Below are 17,930 nucleotides of genomic sequence, written 5' to 3'. Positions count from 1 at the left end.
TTATCATATCCTCCGTGTGTGATGGTTTTTCGTCGAACTCATTGTAACACGGACATGATAATGGCCTTTTCTTTTTACACAATTATATGGACTTAATCGCTCTCCAGCTTTTTCGGGTGAATAGAGCTCTTTTTTTTGACCCTTTTCTTGGCTCAGCAGCTTTTTCGGGTGAATAGAACTCTTTCTTTTGACCCTTTTCCTGGCTCTCCAGCTTTTTTGGGTGAATAGAGATCTTACCTCTGCTCCTTTTTCCGGCTTCATCGCTTTTTACGTCCAATACAGCTCTCCCCTTTCAGATGTAATAAGTGAAACTTGACGTTTAACGTTCAAGGAGGCTAGGGAATATTTGATTATATAAAGAGGGTTATACGAAATAATCTTTAAGAGAGGAATTTAACTTATGAGCAACTATATTTATGGAAATACCCCGTGCTTTTTAGGGGCAGCTAATATATCTGGAAGTCAAAGCTTCGATCATGTAGACGCAATCATATACGGAGTGCCTTGGGAGGGCGCTGTCACTTGGGGAGATTATACTGGCTGTGAATTAGGGCCAAAAGTGATGCGACTTAGTTCGGGTCGTTATAGTGGTTATTTACCTGAGCTTGACCATATCGATGTGTTTGAGTTTTTAAAGCTTGGAGACTACGGTGATGTTGATGTTGTACCTGCAGATGTGGAAAAAACGATGACAAAAATTGAAGAATTTACTAAACCACTTTGGGAAAGTAACAAATTCTTAATTGGCTTAGGTGGGGATCATGGGATTACCTATCCTATAGTAAAATCTTTAGTGGAGAGCTCTAATAAAAAAGTTGGCATTATTCACTTAGATGCTCATTATGATAATATGCCTTCACATAACGGGGATTTGTACGCAAGGTCTACTCCGTTCAAACGACTATATGAATTGGAGGGTGTTCGTAATGAAAGTATTATTCACACCGGTATACATGGTCCAAGAAACAAACCTGAAAGTGGTCGGAATGCTAAGGAGGCTGGTGCAGTAACACTAACCATAAATGATATTCGTGAAGCCAACAATTTAAAAAAACTTGCTCAAGACATTCATAAACAAGCTGCTGCGAATGTGGATCTGGTTTACTTAAGTATTTGTAGTGATGTTCTTGATTATGCGTTTAATCCAGGTGGACCTGTTGATGGTAACGGGTTAACCTCCTATGAGCTTTTAACGATGGTACATGAAATAACAAAGCTTGGAGTGGTTGGGATGGATTTTGTAGAAGTATATCCTCAGCAAGATCCTAATCAATTTTCAGCCCATTTAGCCTCAACGATTATCTTATACGCTTTAGCCGGTCATATTAAAAGCAAGCAGGCGCTTTAAACAAAAGCTGTTTAACCATCATTGGTTATACAGCTTTCTTACATGAATCTAATAGTATTCTTTCATTCTAATGGGCAAGCTATTTTTACTGAGGTGAGTCCATGCTAACATTTATCGTTATTTTAATGGTAACCATATTATTTCCTATTATCATGATACTATTTTCTCGAAATAACGTGCTTTCATTTACTTTCGATGCTTTAGCTTATTTGTTTTTTATTCTTTTTAGTTCTCTTGCTGCCTATTATGTATGGGAAATTTTGCGGACAGGAGAGGTTTTTATGACGACCATTCATTCCCTTTTCTTGAATCCTTTTTTTCTAATAGCTAGTAGCTATCTTGGATTGTATGTCATTTACCAATTACTTACTGTATGCTTAAAAAACAAATTTCTAATAAAATGACCATGCTCCTAAAGCTTTGGAAGCTCTTCTTTCTTTGAAGCGAGCTTTTGCCATAAACGATACAAACCATAAACCAATACTAAAAAAACAAGATAAGCTCCCCCGATAAATAGTAGCTGAGTTGGATTGTTAACAAATGAATTACCAACCGTTGCAAATAGTATCATAGCAGGTATTTTCCCTAAAGAAGAAGCTATTGCATAAGATAAAAAACGCACTCGGCTTAATGCAGAATAAATATTCACAATGATAGAGGGGATAACTGGTATCAATCTAGTAATAAAGATAGTCATAAACGCATTTTGTTCAAACAGAATGGTCACTTTAGCAAGAGAGCGATAACGGTTTAATAGCTGATGCCCCCAATCTTGATATCCATAACGCACAAAAATGAACATAATAATAGAAGCTAAAGAAGAACCTATCCATGTAATCGTACTTCCTAATAAACCACCGTAGGCTGCACCTAAAACAGCTCCAATTAATGGATATGGAATAATTGGAAACAATGCAAATATAGTAGCTAAAAGTGCTGTTAATAAAAGAAACTGCGTACCACCTTCTTGTAGCCAAATTAAGAGATTTTCTCCATATAAAAAAATAAGAATAGCCACTGCTATATATATAAGAATAATACTAATCTTTCTAATCATTTCTCTCAATCCACCTCCTTCTCTATTATTTCGATAATGAATAAAAGTGTAAAGAAATAAGCGTTCAAAATTCTAAAGCTAATTAATTTCTAAAAAAAAAAAGCATTCCTACTTGGAATACTAAATCTTAGCTCAAACATTTATGCCGTACTTTTCTTTTTAAACATGCTTGATATGGATACTTCTGTTTTTTTAGAAATTCTATAATAATTTTCTATATGCTTATATGAGCTAATTGCCATTAAGATTAACCCCATTAATGTTGGGTACAAACCAAATCCGAACAAAAGGGTTGTTAGTGTAAATGCAAGATACATAAAAAATACACCAATTACTAAATAGTCACTTAATAAAGTAAAAATAATCAAGGCCAACAGACAAATAACGGTAATTTTCCAATCAAGAGCTAAAAGCATTCCTATCATAGAAGCGGTCCCCTTACCGCCACTAAAATTCATCGTGATTGGGAAAATATGTCCAATTACTACAAAAAAGCCGGCCACAAACATTAACAAGTGAATAACTTCACCTGCTACTAAATAATGCTGCCCCATTAAAGATACAACTACAATAGGGATAACCGCTTTCATAATGTCGACAAAAGCTACTATAATACCAAATTTCCATCCTAATAATAGAGTAGTATTAGAGGCACCAGCATTTTTCACTCCTGAATTTTTAATATCAATGTCCTTTATTTTTCCGACAATCTGCGAGCCATGAATACAACCAAAAAGGTAGCTCATCACTCCAATAATAAGGATATACCCCATATCTCAATCCCCTTATCTCGTTTGTTCGTCCTTACATCACTATTTGAATCTTTGAACGTAGTTTATTATATTCATTGGTTCATAATATGCGTTTACTCTATATAATTGCCTTATTGCACTACCTTTATCATACCTTAACATCCCAACCAAACGCTAACCCAATTTTTATTCAGTTAACATAATAGCATAACCATAAGGAAAAACAAGACCTATAAACGATTAACACTTGTTTGTTATCATCTTAAAAACGGTTATGGTTAAAACAAAAAACACCCTTCGAATAGTTCATTCCAAAAAGGAATTTTACTATTAAAAAGGGTGCTTTTCGTTTTGTTAATTTGTTGCCAATTCTCCATCTACATCGTATTCATCGTGCATTTCGCCTACTATCTCTGTTAAAATATCTTCCATTGTCACTAACCCAACCGTTTGGCCATTTTCATTCGTAACAATAGCGATATGAGTACGAGACTGCTGCATTTGTATAAATATTTCTTGAATCGAGCTACTTTCATTATAATGAGGAATATCATGCAAAAATTCGCGTATTCCACCTTTTCTTCCTGCCGCGATATTCGTTAACATTTCCTTCGTATTAATAAAACCTATAAACTCATTTAAATCTTTATCATTTAACACTGGATATCTTGTATAGTCATAGTAATCTAATACATCCATCCATTCCTCAAAAGATTGATTAGCCTTCAAGGTTACAATTTTTTCCTTAGGAATCATAATCTCATTTAAAGTTCGCCCATCAAAAGCAAAAATATTCTCTAAATAAAGTAACTCTGTTCGGTTAATTTCCCCGCCCTTAAAGCTATCAGATACAATAAGCTTCAATTCTTCCTCTGAATACACCGTTTCATGCCCTGCTGGCTCTACTCCAAATATACGTAGTAAACGGAAGGCAGAACCATTTAAAATTCGAATAAAAGGGTTCATAACCACTCCGAACCAATATAAAGGAGGAGCTAATAGCAAAGTCATTTTCTCAGGAAATTGAATAGCAAGTGTTTTGGGAGCTAATTCTCCAAAAACAACATGTAAAAACGTTACGACAGCTAAAGCAATACCATATGAAAAGACGGTTGCCAAAGCATCTGGGACATTAAAGTATTCAAATACTGGCTGTAATAGCCTTTGAACAGTAGGCTCACCTAATGCTCCAAGAATAAGAGCTGTAATGGTGATTCCTAATTGACAGGCTGATAAATAATAATCTAGTTCATGAGCGACTTTTTTTGCTAAAGTTGCTTTTTTATTTCCTTCAGATATCAGTTGATCGATTCTAGACATTCTCACTTTTAGAATGGCAAATTCGCCACCTACAAATAAAGCTGTCAGAATAATAAATAGAGCTACGAAGAATAAATTGACAAATAATATACTGTCCAATTATTTCCCTCTTTTTATGAGGGATTCACCTCCAAGATGATTAAGTAGTAGTATTATAGATTTCCTTCTAATACAGGGGTCTCATTGACATTTTGTTTAAATAGCACTTGTTTAATTTGAAAGTTGTCTATTTCCAGAACTGACCATGAAAAGTGGTCCATTTTAATTTCTGTTCCCACTTCAATGCTGTCGATATTTTGCGATTTGTATTGAATCCAACCACCGATTGTATCAATATCATCACTTTCATCAAAGCTTATACCGAAGCGTTCTTTCAGTTCATCCAACAAAACTCTACCATTAATGATATATTCATTTTCGTTTATTGTTTGGATATCCGCCACTTCGTCTGAATCAAATTCATCACGAATTTCCCCAACTAACTCCTCTAATACATCCTCCATGGTCAAAATGCCTGAAGTTCCTCCATATTCATCCATAATAACAGCCATATGAACCTTCTCTTGCTGCATTTTTAACAATACATCTTGTATAGAAGTAGCTTCTAAGATAAATGGTAAATCTCTCATGTACTCACTTAAATTTATCGTTCTGCCTGTTACTATTGATTTCAGCATTTTTTTCGCATTAACGACACCTAGTATTTTATCTTTGTTGCCTTCTTCAACCACTGGATATCTCGTGTAATTATAAGTATCCAATAGCTTGACTATTTCATCACTAGACATTTCAATGTCAATCGTAATCATTTCCGTCCTTGGGACCATAATATCTTTAGCCATTCTCTCATCGAATGAAAAGACATTTTCCATATATTCTAACTCATTTTTATCAATTTCTCCGCCTTGATAGCTTTGAGTCATAATGATTTTTAATTCCTCTTCTGTGTAGGCCTGATCATGACCATCCATTTTCACACCAAAAGTACGAAGTAAAATACGAGAGGTGCCATTCAAAGTCCAAATAAAAGGATACATTACCTTACCAAACCAATATAGTGGTCCAGATAAAAGCAATGTCATTCTTTCTGCAAATTGAATAGCTAATGTTTTAGGTGCCATTTCACCTACCACAACATGTAGATAGGTTACTAGTATAAAAGCAATCGCATAAGAACTCATGGACGCTACAGTATCGGACAAATCTAAATAATTAAAAACGGGATACATAATACTACTAACAGCAGGCTTTCCTAATGCACCAAGCCCTAAAGCGGTAACGGTAATTCCTAATTGACAGGCTGATAAATAATAATCAAGGTTAGAAGTAACCTTTTTTGCCACTATCGCTTTTTTATTTCCCTCTGCAATTAGCTGTTCAATCCTCGAACTACGAATCTTAACAACAGCAAATTCAGATCCTACAAAAAACGCGGTCAAAGCAAGCAATATTACAAGCATGATAAGATTGATGACGGTAAATATGTCCAATTAACTCCCTCAAAAACGAGGGACTCACCTCCAGAATTATTCATTCATTCTTTTTAAATTCCCATCATAAGAAGCTTATAATTGAATCATGCTTTTTTTGTACATCTATTAAAAGTTAAACAATTTTGATTTTTTCAAAAGGATTATCTATAGGTTAAGAGATTTACTTTAGGAATTTTTTGACCAATAATGAATGTTTAAACTTTTAACAAAAAGTACGTAAAAAAGACTAATCCAATTCGTACGTTGTATTAGTTTAACCATTTGGCCAAAATGCAATATCGCCTTCCCAATGTCCATCCCCCCAGAATAAGTTATTTTTTACTATATATATTCAACTAAACTATAACTTATCTAATTAAATCATAGAATTTTTTGAGCAGATCTTATTTAGTATAAACCGCTCAAAGTATCACGTTATAGTTTAAGAAAAGTATACAGAACCAACACCTTAAAAGCAAGTTACAATTCTCGATCCCCCATTAGATACCTACCTGAATAGTATGTTTTCCCACTAAATCATAAATATATGAGAAAAAATATCCTATTTTATCCAAGTGAATCCATTTCATCATTCATACCTTATAACGAAAACCAAGCAGTTAGGTTTTGATTTTCACTTTAGGTAGATGCTTTCCCAAGGGCTTGTCTTCAGCTAACTCTGACTACGCAAAGCTTCGTCAGAGTGGATCTTCAGACTGCGCTGATCCTTTGGGAGTCACTACCTACCGTTTCAATCATCAAGTGAATTCAAAAACTTTCAAAACATTTTCATAATAAATGTTCTATTTTATTCACTTAAACCCACTTCATCATTTCTATCTTTAATGAAAAACGAACGGTTAGGTTTTTGATTTTCACTTTAGGTAGATGCTTTCCCAAGGGCTTGTCTTCAGCTAACTCTGACTATGTAAAGCTTCGTCAGAGTGGATCTTCAGACTGCTTTAATCCTTTGGGAGTCACTACCTACCGTTTCAATCATGAAGTTAATTCGCAAGAACGTAAAACAGTTATAAATGATAGACTTGTATAATTAGGCACTACATTTTGTTCATGCTCACTATGCCTTGAAACACCTTTATTGTTTGTCTTTTTGAAAATTTAAGTGAGATTCAAACCAGAATAAAAGCTTCCTGGACAATGATTTAGATCAATAAAAAGTGAATCTTCTTTATAAGAATACTGTTAGTCCTAAATTCTTCTAATCAAAGGGCAATGCTCACTTAATTCAGTTTAAATAAATAAGCTAAATGTTTTAAAGATATTGTCGGACTATGTTAACATTTACATAGTCCATTTTTTCTGATAATTCTTAAACAAACTTTTTTTGGCATCTGAAGGAGGATTTTTATGGAGAGTTATGAAACGCGACAGCTTATTGAAGAGGCAATGAATGAATTAGCTCAGCAAACAGGCATTTTTGGAACTAATAATGAAGAAACTCACCAAGAAATTTGTTCATCGGCTAAAGAAATTTTAAAAACGACAGATAAAATTATAAAAAGTTATATTAGAGTATCCACTGAAAGAGATGGAATTCTTCGAATACCTGCTTATCGTGTTCAACACAATAATATAAGTGGCTTTTATAAGGGCGGAATTCGTTATAGTGAGTACGTAAATGAAGAAGAAGTAGAAAATTTAGCGATACTCATGACTTTGAAAAACTCCCTTTACCGTTTACCTTTTGGAGGAGCAAAAGGTGGTGTACATATAAATCCAAGAGCTTTTTCTGAAAAGGAATTGAATCAGATTAGCAGAAAGTATGTTCAGCGCTTTGCGCGTGATCTTGGCCCGAATCATGACATTCCTGCACCAGATCTTGGTACAAATGAACGCACCATGGATTGGATGGTTGGTGAGTATAAGACAATTCATCCAGGGAAGTCATATCACGGCTCCTTTACTGGGAAAAGTATAGAAAATGGCGGGGCATTAGGTAGAAGAGAAGCCACTGGAATAGGAACCTTCTTAAGCTATACACGATTAATAGATACTTGGTTAAATCAAGAGCATAAAGAACAGCCTAAACGTTTGAATCAGTGGGAAACTTTACAAAACCTTTATAACCATTCTGATCAACAAATCTCTGTAGCGATACAAGGGTTCGGTAATGTAGGCAGCATTATTGCTCTACAAGCCTATCAATATACGAAAAGGAAGCATCCTGTAATTGCCATTTCAGACCGTGCGACAACTCTATATCATCCTAATGGTCTAAATATCGAGAGGCTAATTGAGTATACAGAAGTTCACCATGATTTACCGAATAGCTCAGAGCAGCTCAAAACATTAGGAATAGAAGCTGAAATTTTACCTGCTAAGGCTGTTTTAACTATTGAGACGGATGTTCTTTTTTTAGCGGCAGTAGAGGATCAAATTATTAAAGACAACATGGAGGATGTATCTGCTAAGATATTAGTAGAAGGAGCCAATGCACCGATTTCTTTAGAGGCAGATCAATATTTCGAAAGACAAGGCAAAATCGTCATACCCGACATTCTTGCTAATGCAGGAGGAGTTATTGTTTCTTATTTAGAATGGAAGCAAAGCTTGACGACTGAAAGATATTCTAAAGAAGACATTCACCGTGAAATGTCCGAGCAAATGATTCCTACCTTATCAAATGTTTACAATCATTATTTCTCAACAAATGAAGATACGTTAAGATTCACCTGTTTTACGGTCTCACTGAGAAGGTTAACCGATTTACTGTATCGACACGGTAAACTATATTAAGCAGAAATCATTAGTGATTCAATTTATGTTTGTCACGAAATGGCTCTTGAATAGGTATACACTTTACACAGAAATGTCGTTAAAATAGCCTGCACACAAGTGGATTTCAAACTACGATTTCCTCTGCAGGAGGATGATGCTTCAGGGACTTAATAAGTAGCAGCTTTACTTATACTCACTACTTCCAAGTCGAGTATGCCCATTATAATTGCGCTCATATGGATTTAACGTTCCCTAAAGAAGCATTTTGTTTATTCTGTGACTAGAAGCCTCTCTTAACCGAAGAAAACATAAAAAACCCTTATTAAACTGTGATATGCTCCCCTAAAGATAGACAGATGAAATAAACAAAATCTGTTTACATTAGGGGTTTTTTTGTGTTTAGAAAAACTTAGGGTTATAACAGATAATACTTTTCTTGGAGATAGCCAGAAAATACCCTTTTTTAATGTTGACAAATCGTAATCATTACGTCTTAATTAATAGTAATAATTACGATTTAAAAAATTAAATATAGAAAGGATTCAATCTATGAACTTTGTTAGAAATTCTCTAAAAAAATCATCACTTTTATTAGTAATTGCCATTTTAACGTTAAGCAGTGCCTGTGCTAATGAATTACAAACTACTGAGAGTGCTAATGGCTATCCTTTAACAATTGAGAATTGTTCAAGAATGATAACTATTGAGAAGCCACCAGAAAACATTTATGTAATTGGCGGAGAAGCTGGAACAATCGTTCACGCTGCTGGTGGTTCGGATTTGGTGGGTACTTTTTCTCCACTTATTGATGAACCTCTTGGAGACGCCGAGGATGCACTTAAATCTGCAAACCTTAATCCTATCCAAACAGCAACGGATATGTCCCGAGAAATGATCATAGGGTCTGATGCAGATTTGCTTGTAACATTCGGTGTATCTGGATTTGATCCAGAGGATTTAGAATCTGTTGGCATACCTACTTATATCATTAATGGTTATTGCGGTGGATTCGGAGCAGGTCAATCAACCATTGAAAATCCAATAGAAGGCATCTTTGAAGATATAAATGCATTAGGAGAAATATTTTCAACGCAAGACGTTGCTGAATCAGCTGTGGAAGATTTTCGTGATCGAGTCGAAGCTGTTAATATACTAGCCTCAGAATCTTCTACTTCAACGATTTCTACAGCAGCCTTATTCGTTTCCGGAACAGATACTGGAATTGGCGCATACGGAAATCGAAGCATGCTGCATCAACAGATGGAATACTTAGGGTTATCAAATATTTTTGAAGACACAAATGAACGCTATTTTGAACCTAGTATTGAATCCTTTATAAATGAAGAACCTGAACGAATTATTGCCCTCTTTGAACCTGGAGATATCACAGAAGAAGACGTTATTGCTTCCCTAACCAATCGAAAAGATATTACAGATGTACCAGCTATTGTTTCTGAGAATATTATAGTTCTTGATTTCTTTTATTCAGGGCATGGAACTTTAGCAATTGATGGACTAGAAATCTTAATGGAATTAATACAGGCTGAAAGCGAATTAGAGTAAAAACTAATTTATTCAATGTTTAATAGTTAGAAAGGGTATGCATGTAATGATACAGAATCAGCAAAATTCGCCAATTAATCAAGATGATTTACATTATGAAAAACGCAGCTTAAAAACTAAGTTTTGGATCATTGGTTTTTTGTTTCTTTTGATAGTGAGTATACCAATAGCAATCGGACTGGGACCCGTATTTATCCATCCTACTACTGTTACAAAGATTCTATTTTTTAATGTATTTAATGGTACTGAAGTATCATGGTCACAATCTGATAACAGTATCATATGGATGGTACGTACCCCCCGCGTGCTCTTGGCTGCAGTAGTAGGTGCTGCATTAGCAATTACAGGGGTTGCTTTACAAGCACTTGTACGAAACGTACTAGCAGAGCCTTATTTACTAGGTGTTAGTGCTGGAGCTTCTACAGGCGCTGCACTCTCTCTTCTATTTGGCGCAGGGGCATTTATGGGTGGGAGCGCACTCACTGGTAGCGCTTTTATTGGCGCATTAAGTGCAACTGCGATGGTCTTTGCACTAGCATACTCTGGAGGGAGATTTACATCGGTACGGTTACTTCTTGCTGGAGTAGCGATTGGTTATGTTTTAAATGCAACTACAAGCTTTTTAATATTTGCATCTGATGCGCCAGAAGGTGCTCGAAATGTCCTCTTTTGGTTACTTGGCTCATTAACCCGAGCAACGTGGCAATCACTAGCTATTGCTACGCCACTTATCATAATTGGATTTATTATGCTTTTTCTATGGGCAAGAAAGCTTGATGCACTTAATTTGGGTGATGATACAGCTTCTGCCTTAGGAAGTAAACCTAACATCATCAGAGCAAAGGCATTATGCGTCATTGCACTATGTGTCGGAGCGGCGGTGTCAGTTTCTGGAGGAATTGGTTTTGTTGGATTAATTATTCCACATGTTGCCCGATTAATCGTTGGGAACGTACATAGAAGATTACTACCAGTAGCTGGTTTGCTTGGCGCTTCATTTCTTATATGGAGCGACTTACTAGCAAGAATGATCTTTGCGCCGCGGGAGTTACCCCTTGGAATTGTCACGGCAATCATTGGTGCACCATTCTTATTTTTTCTTGTACGCCGAATGAAATCATAGAAGTACTTGAACATGTAAAGGAGAGAATAGATTTGTTCGCTTCACCAAAAAAGATTACTTCTATAATAACGGGAGTATCATATGTTTAGTATCTTAAGGAATACTTCATTTCGAATGGCTTGGTTAAGCTATACGACTTCGAGTGCAGCAACATCAATTACCCCGATTATTTTAACTCTATTTCTTTTAGACAGTTATGGAGGAATCGGTGCGCTCGGACTCGTATTAGGTACACGCACTTTAGGTTTTGTAGGAGGAGCAATTCTTGGTTTTGGGATGATTGATGATCTCCCAAGAAGAAGAACTATGATTATTGCAAGTTTAGTAAGAGGAATTGCAATAATTACAGCAATTATTATATTTGATCATTCTATTTTAGCTATTTGCATAACTGTTTTTTTTGCTGGAATGGGAGAAGGAATTTTCCGCGGCGCTTATCAATCTCTAATTGCAGAAGTTATTGAAGAATCCCAACTACAGCAAGCGAATGCATTGTCTACCTTTAGTAATCGTTTCTTATTGGTAGTATCCCCTGCTATGGCAACAATTGTCTACGCATGGATAGGTGGCTCCCTATCGTTACTGGTTATTGGCCTACTCTGGTTATTCTCAATGGTATTGGCTAATACCCTCCCAAAAAGAGAAGCGAAGGTATCAATTAAATCAAAAACACGTGTTCCTTTTAAAAGCTTCGGCGAGGTTTTCGTTGAAGTATCTCGACATCGTTGGTTTATTGGGGGCCTCACTGGATTAGTTGTTTGGCTAACGCTAGGATATGCTATCCAGCAATTAACCCTTCCTGTCATAACGAGGGATGTATTTGGTAATGACACTTTTATAGGGTTCGCGCTTGGCAGCTATTCGTTAGGGGCATTAATTGCCGCACTATGGTTAGCAAAAAGCAAGCCACGCTTACCAGGCTTAATTGCTTTTATCGGATTAAGTATGTATGGATTGGTTCCTTTGGCACTAGTTGTTTTAGATGTATCACATCATTTGGGGGCGTTATTTGTTTTACTCGCATTCTTTTTAGGTGGACTTGGAATCGAAGCATTTAATATCCCGTGGTTCAGTGCAATTCAAAGAGAAATGCCACAAGATAAGATGGGGCGAATATTTTCGTTGGATTTTACCATTTCATATGGCATCGCACCACTAGGATTAGTTTTTCTACCCTATTTTATTACAACATTCGGACAAAATAACGTTTTATTAATATGTGGACTACTAACCATTGCATCCGCTCTCATTATTCTCCTTGTTCCAGGTGCCCTTCGCCTTTCTGATCCAAGATATCAAAAAGGAGATAAGCGTTTAAATAATATAGAGAGGTAATTTAAGATGATAAACGGAAAAAACATATCATTCTCTTATGATAAAAACCAAGTACTATCAAATATTAATATAGAAGCAGCTGCTGGAAATATTGTAGGTCTTATCGGCCCAAATGGTAGTGGTAAATCTACGTTCCTACGTATTCTTTATGCCACACTAGAATCTCAATCTGGAACTGTCTTCATTGATGAAGTCGCAATTTCTAAAATTTCTAGTAGAGACTTACCTTTGCACCTTTCCGTTGTAGCACAGGAAGATACTCCCGTACTTCCAATTTCAGTTGTGGAAATGGTACTTTTGGGCAGGTCTCCTCATCGTTCTTCTTTACAGTCGTACTCAAAGGAGGATTACCAAATTGTCACCAATGTTTTACAGCGTGTTGGTATTCGACATTTAGCAGAACGGAATTTTTCGGATCTGTCTGGAGGCGAGAAACAACGGGCATTAATAGCACGAGCACTTGCTCAAGAGGCGAATCATTTATTGTTAGATGAACCAACAAATCATCTAGATATTCATTACCAACATGAAATTCTACAACTGGTCCAGTCTCTTGGTGTTACAACCATCATTGTTCTGCACGACTTAAATTTAGCAGCACGATACTGCGATGAAGTTGTGCTCCTTAATGAAGGAAAAGTTGTTAGTTCCGGCTCAACAAAAGATGTACTTGTTCCTGATATTATTGAGCCTGTCTATCGAATGTCAGTTAATACCTATTATGATAAAGACTGCTTTCAGTTAATTTTCAGTCCTGAAAGACAAGCTTAGGTTTTCATATTTGCAAAACTCAGAAATATAATAAATACATTTCATTCTTTCTTGGTTTAACAGACGGATTTCGAATTCAAACTATAATTTATGAGAGGGAGATAGACCTATCAATCAAACTGTTAACATTTAAAATAATAGGGTGAGAGAAATGTAAGCTCAAACATAGTAAATGGTGCGCTCTATTTGTTTCAAACCCATTTTTCGAAGAACACGTCCATCAAATGGAACAACTTGGGTAGCTAACCAGAGTTTATATTTTTCTAGCTCCCCACTTCCTCTACCTCTTTTATGTAGCACTCTAACTTTTGCTTCAGTTCAACTTACTTCCCAATACACCAACAACTTTAAATAAATGAAACAAACAGGCATCTTGAAAAGCATACAGAAAAAAAATACTAAGATTAGTGGGTAAAGTGAGAAATGAGAGAAAGCTTGACCAAAGCCTTAGGGATTAGAATCCGTATAAAAAACCGAGCTTCTTCACTTTCATTACTGAATCAAGTATATGTTGGGACCATGGAGCTCGTGTAGAGGGAAAATTAGAATCGGAAAGAATAAGTGAAGACCTACCTTTGTCATGTGAAAAGAGGAATGATTATGGAGTTTGTAGTCTCTTTAGATAAATGGGTTAAAGTTATTCTGTCATTTATCAAAATTTTTCTGAATTTTGAAAATAAAAAAATTAATTAATGGGTATTTTTGTTAAACTATAATAATTCAACTATTGGGGGGAATAAGTGTGAGAAATTTTTTAAAGTACTTCTTGACAGCCGTTTTTTGTGTTATTTATTTTCAAATTTTTAGATATTTGTACACAACACTTGTTCCTTGGAATATAGCTACCGATCTCATTAGTATCTTCCTATTGCTTTTCTTCCTTGTACCTGCTTCTATCATCACGGCTAAAATAGTATTGGATAGAATTTAATCCGCATGAAGCTTAGATATAACCCGTTTTAAAATCATCTTATATAGCAAAACTTGAAATGAGTTGTAATGGATACATAAACTAATAACGAATAAAGAACCCTCCACTTGTAAGGAGGGTTCTTAACTTAAGCTAGCGGACACAAGTCACGGAGACTCCAGTGGGACGAAGTGGCCATGCCGAAATCTACTTTTTTAGAAAAATTAGTTCGGCAGCACCCCACCGGACGCATAGTGTCTTGTCTTGGAGAAGCGAGCAGGAGGGAAACTAGAATGTGTGGAATTCTTTATTCCTAAGTATTGTCCTGACCGCTTTTTCTATTAAATATAGTCTAGTAAATACTCAGCTAAAGCTAATACCGCTAAGGATTGACCATACGGCATTGGTGTGATTTTAATTTCTTTATAAAAATCGAGAGTATCTCCCATCCCTGTTCCTACTGAAACCTTTTGAAGAGCACCTTCCGAACTAATTTCTGAGTTAATTCCTTGTACCGCTTTTTCGCCAACTTCCTTGTATTTAGAATCTACATAGCCTTTATGAACCGATTTTAAAATTCCATATGCAAAGCCAGCCGTAGCAGATGCTTCTAAATAAGAGCTGCGGTCATTAATTAACGTGTGCCATAAGCCACTATCATCTTGATATTGTGCTAAGGTTTCCACTTGTCGATTTAGTGTGTCAATAAGAAAGGCTCTAAATCCGTCACCTTCTTTTAACTCTAAAATTTCAATGATTTCAGGAATAGCAATTGTAATCCAGCAATTCCCTCTTGCCCATAGCGCCTCCGCATAGTGATGATTTTCTTCAAATGTCCAACCATGGAACCATAGACCAGTTTTACGGTCACTTAAATATTTGATATGAATCATAAATTGTTTCTTAGCTTCTTCAATATAATCTTGTCGATTAAACAGCATACCTATTTTGGCTAAAGGTAGAACCGTCATCATCAAAGTATCGTCCCATAATTGGTTTTTATTTTCCGGACCATAGGTCATGTGCTGTAAGCCATCTTCTTTTGTTCTTGGCATTTCATTCATAACCCACTCAGCCCACTCTTCTAAATGCGGAACTAATTCTTTATCTCCTGTATCTTCATATAAAAAGGCTAGTGTTAATAAAGGAGCCATTGTATTTACATTTTTAGGAGGTACACCTTCTTCAAAGCCCTGTTTAAACCAATCTGTAACGATTTTTAGAGCCTTTTCGTCTTTTGTAGAACGCCAATATTTATAAATGCCATATAAACCTACACCTTGTGGCCAATTCCAGACACTCCAGCTTTTATCATCAACAATAAGGCCGTCAAAATTTAATAAAAACTCACCAGTATCATCCTGAATCGTCGTTAAATTTGTCATTAATAAATCAATTTGGTTAATTACTTGCTCTTTATTCATTACCTTCATCCTCTCTAATCGTCTTTATTTAAATGTTATTACTCGATATTCGTAAGGACCAACCTCAAATTTCCCAGCGCTTACTGACTCTCTTGAAAATTCATCGATAGCTTCAGCCGGTAAATCAACTTGTCCACCTTGACCGTCCATGTTCACAATAACCCAAGTTTGAGTAGAGTTCTCTCCCACTCTTGGTGCTACAATAGTGCCATTACTTACATTTGTTCTTACCGTAACATCTGCACTTGTCACATAATGGTCTATGATTTTCTTTAATAAGATATCCCCTTCTTCACCGATAGGCAAAGATCCAAGATGAACGATTTTACCATTTCCAAGCTTTGATTCTGTTAAAAATGCTTTTCCTTCACTATTTCCACCTTTTATTGTCCCTACTGTTGTCTCGTCATTTTCAAAGACAGTACTCCACAACCCTAGTGGTGCACTTTCTCCAAAGGCAGTACCTTTCGAACCCGTTCCATCGAGGGGATACGTATATAACGCTTTCACTCCAGATACTTCTTCAAGCTTACCGAGTGCTGCATCTGTATGAATCGTATGCTCTCCTGTTCTACCGCCACTTATCGGACCAACAATCCATGTCCCTCCATTTTTCACAAATTCAACGGCTCTTTCTCGATATTCATCTGAAATATGTGGGAGAAATGGAGTGAATAACACTTTATACCCCTCTAAATGAGCCGATTCTGGTAAAACATCGCGATGAATCCCTAATGAAACAAAGTGATGATAGAAATTGGTTACTAGTCCTCTAAAGTCCATTTGCTGATGAGGCTCTGTTTGGAAATAGGCCTTTGCTTGATCTGAATAAGTAAGTGCAACCTCTGCTTGAAGAGGTCTAGTCGAGATCATAATAGGCTCTATTTTCTTTCTCATTTCTTCTACTTCTAAGACTCCTTGGAAACCAACTGTTGGTTCTCCCCAAGCGCTTATAACCGAACCGTGTGGCTGTTCACAGCCCGCGCGCTGCTGTCTCCATAACCAATAACAAAATGCCTCAGCCCCTAAAGCATAGGCAGCAACCGCCTCTGCTTTTAAGTATCCGTTTGCATGTGGACTCGCATAGCTTTCAAGTGATGCGGCATAGGATGTACTCGTTTCCATAATCCAAAAATCTTTACCCTTTTTGAAATTACGCCATAAATCACAATTCATAAGATACGAAGCTTTGTTTTCTTGTGTAGCGTACGTATCAAAGGAAGCAAAATCAAGATTCTCAAATAATCTCTCATTATCTACAGCAAAAGGGATATTGCTATTATGAGTAATTGGCTCGCTTGAATATTTACGGATAATCTCTGCTTGACTATCGGAAAATTCAGCAATTTTCTCCATTGAAAATTGGCGATATTTTGTGCTGAGTGAAGAGTTATGAAGAAATGGCGCAGGGTGAGGTTGTGGCACCTGCTCAAACGAGTGATAATACTCACTCCAAATTTTTGTTCCCCAAGCCTCATTTAAGTTTTCAACCGTCTCATAACGATTTTCTAACCACTCGTGCCATAAACCTTGGCAAGTCTTACACATACATTCACTTACATGACATTTAAATTCGTTATCAATTTGCCAGCCAATTAATCCAGGTAAATGACCAATCGCTTTGGCAATATGCTCAGTGATTTCATTTGCTTTTTGTCTAAAATAAGGATGATTCGTACAAGCATGTTGGCGTGAACCATGCCCCATCGTTTCACCATTTTGATTAACATACATTCTCTCAGGATGATTATGAGTAAACCAAATTGGAGGGGTTGGGGTTGGGGTACACATTACGGTTTCTATCCCATTTTCATATAACTTATTAATGATATTCACAAAAAAACTAATATCAATTTTTCCTTCTTCTGGCTCCATCGTATGCCAAGCAAATTCACCTATGCGAGCAACGTTAATTCCAGCTTCCTTCATTAGCTTGATATCTTCTTCTATCACTTTTTCATCCCAAAGCTCAGGATAATAGGCAGCTCCATGATATAGTTTTTTAGTCAAAATAATCACTCCATATATCTTATTTAAACTTTCAATAAACCATAGAGAATGATTAATCTATAATCATTCTCTTAATCTATCTTATTTTTTCACAAATCTTATACTT

Annotated in this window: 13 protein-coding genes; 7 read left to right on the top strand and 6 right to left on the bottom strand. The window is 36.1% G+C overall.

Annotation, left to right across the window (positions count from 1 at the left end; genetic code table 11):
- Nucleotides 1-400 precede the first annotated feature (400 nt).
- The gene (locus tag AZF04_RS16535; RefSeq protein ID WP_061949699.1) at nucleotides 401-1,348 is read left to right on the top strand and encodes an agmatinase family protein; all 948 of its coding nucleotides are present in this window, start codon (nucleotides 401-403) and stop codon (nucleotides 1,346-1,348) included.
- Between the two features lie 101 nt (nucleotides 1,349-1,449).
- On the top strand, nucleotides 1,450-1,752 hold the full coding sequence (locus AZF04_RS16530) for a hypothetical protein (protein ID WP_061949698.1): 303 nt from the start codon (nucleotides 1,450-1,452) through the stop codon (nucleotides 1,750-1,752).
- Between the two features lie 8 nt (nucleotides 1,753-1,760).
- Here the strand turns inward: AZF04_RS16530 and AZF04_RS16525 are convergent, their stop codons facing one another.
- The 4 genes from AZF04_RS16525 to AZF04_RS16510 form a co-directional block, all read right to left on the bottom strand.
- A complete protein-coding gene (locus AZF04_RS16525; RefSeq protein ID WP_061949712.1) occupies nucleotides 1,761-2,405 on the bottom strand; it encodes a TVP38/TMEM64 family protein in 645 nt (214 codons plus the stop codon).
- A gap of 140 nt (nucleotides 2,406-2,545) precedes the next feature.
- The gene (locus tag AZF04_RS16520) at nucleotides 2,546-3,178 is read right to left on the bottom strand and encodes a glycerol-3-phosphate acyltransferase (protein WP_061949697.1); all 633 of its coding nucleotides are present in this window, start codon (nucleotides 3,176-3,178) and stop codon (nucleotides 2,546-2,548) included.
- Nucleotides 3,179-3,511: 333 nt separating this feature from the next.
- The gene (locus AZF04_RS16515; protein ID WP_061949696.1) at nucleotides 3,512-4,576 is read right to left on the bottom strand and encodes a hemolysin family protein; all 1,065 of its coding nucleotides are present in this window, start codon (nucleotides 4,574-4,576) and stop codon (nucleotides 3,512-3,514) included.
- Nucleotides 4,577-4,629: 53 nt separating this feature from the next.
- Nucleotides 4,630-5,967, bottom strand: a complete 1,338-nt coding sequence (locus tag AZF04_RS16510; protein WP_061949695.1) for a hemolysin family protein — start codon at nucleotides 5,965-5,967, stop codon at nucleotides 4,630-4,632.
- Between the two features lie 1,350 nt (nucleotides 5,968-7,317).
- Between AZF04_RS16510 and AZF04_RS16505 the strand changes: the two genes are divergently transcribed.
- The 5 genes from AZF04_RS16505 (at nucleotide 7,318) to AZF04_RS16485 (ending at nucleotide 13,480) form a co-directional block, all read left to right on the top strand.
- Nucleotides 7,318-8,706 (top strand): Glu/Leu/Phe/Val family dehydrogenase, encoded by a 1,389-nt coding sequence (locus AZF04_RS16505; RefSeq protein ID WP_061949694.1) that lies wholly within the window; start codon nucleotides 7,318-7,320, stop codon nucleotides 8,704-8,706.
- A gap of 531 nt (nucleotides 8,707-9,237) precedes the next feature.
- Nucleotides 9,238-10,251, top strand: a complete 1,014-nt coding sequence (locus AZF04_RS16500) for an ABC transporter substrate-binding protein (protein WP_061949693.1) — start codon at nucleotides 9,238-9,240, stop codon at nucleotides 10,249-10,251.
- Between the two features lie 46 nt (nucleotides 10,252-10,297).
- Nucleotides 10,298-11,374 carry a FecCD family ABC transporter permease gene (locus AZF04_RS16495; protein ID WP_153017282.1) on the top strand — a complete coding sequence of 359 codons (1,077 nt, stop codon included), beginning with the start codon at nucleotides 10,298-10,300 and terminating at the stop codon, nucleotides 11,372-11,374.
- Nucleotides 11,375-11,455: 81 nt separating this feature from the next.
- Nucleotides 11,456-12,709, top strand: coding sequence for an MFS transporter (locus AZF04_RS16490; RefSeq protein WP_061949691.1), 1,254 nt, complete (start codon nucleotides 11,456-11,458; stop codon nucleotides 12,707-12,709).
- A 6-nt stretch (nucleotides 12,710-12,715) separates the two neighbouring features.
- Complete coding sequence (locus tag AZF04_RS16485) at nucleotides 12,716-13,480, top strand: ABC transporter ATP-binding protein (RefSeq protein WP_061949690.1); 765 nt, start codon at nucleotides 12,716-12,718, stop codon at nucleotides 13,478-13,480.
- A gap of 1,251 nt (nucleotides 13,481-14,731) precedes the next feature.
- On the opposite strand, the gene bglB is transcribed toward AZF04_RS16485, so the two are convergent.
- The gene (gene bglB / locus AZF04_RS16480) at nucleotides 14,732-15,814 is read right to left on the bottom strand and encodes a beta-galactosidase BglB (RefSeq protein WP_235600013.1); all 1,083 of its coding nucleotides are present in this window, start codon (nucleotides 15,812-15,814) and stop codon (nucleotides 14,732-14,734) included.
- Between the two features lie 24 nt (nucleotides 15,815-15,838).
- Nucleotides 15,839-17,824, bottom strand: coding sequence for a beta-galactosidase (locus AZF04_RS16475; protein WP_061949688.1), 1,986 nt, complete (start codon nucleotides 17,822-17,824; stop codon nucleotides 15,839-15,841).
- Nucleotides 17,825-17,930 lie beyond the last annotated feature (106 nt).

Origin of the sequence: Alkalihalobacillus trypoxylicola (genome assembly GCF_001590785.1) — a bacterium.
Lineage (GTDB): Bacteria > Bacillota > Bacilli > Bacillales > Bacillaceae_D > Alkalihalobacillus > Alkalihalobacillus trypoxylicola.
This window is presented reverse-complemented; position numbering and strand designations above follow the sequence as displayed.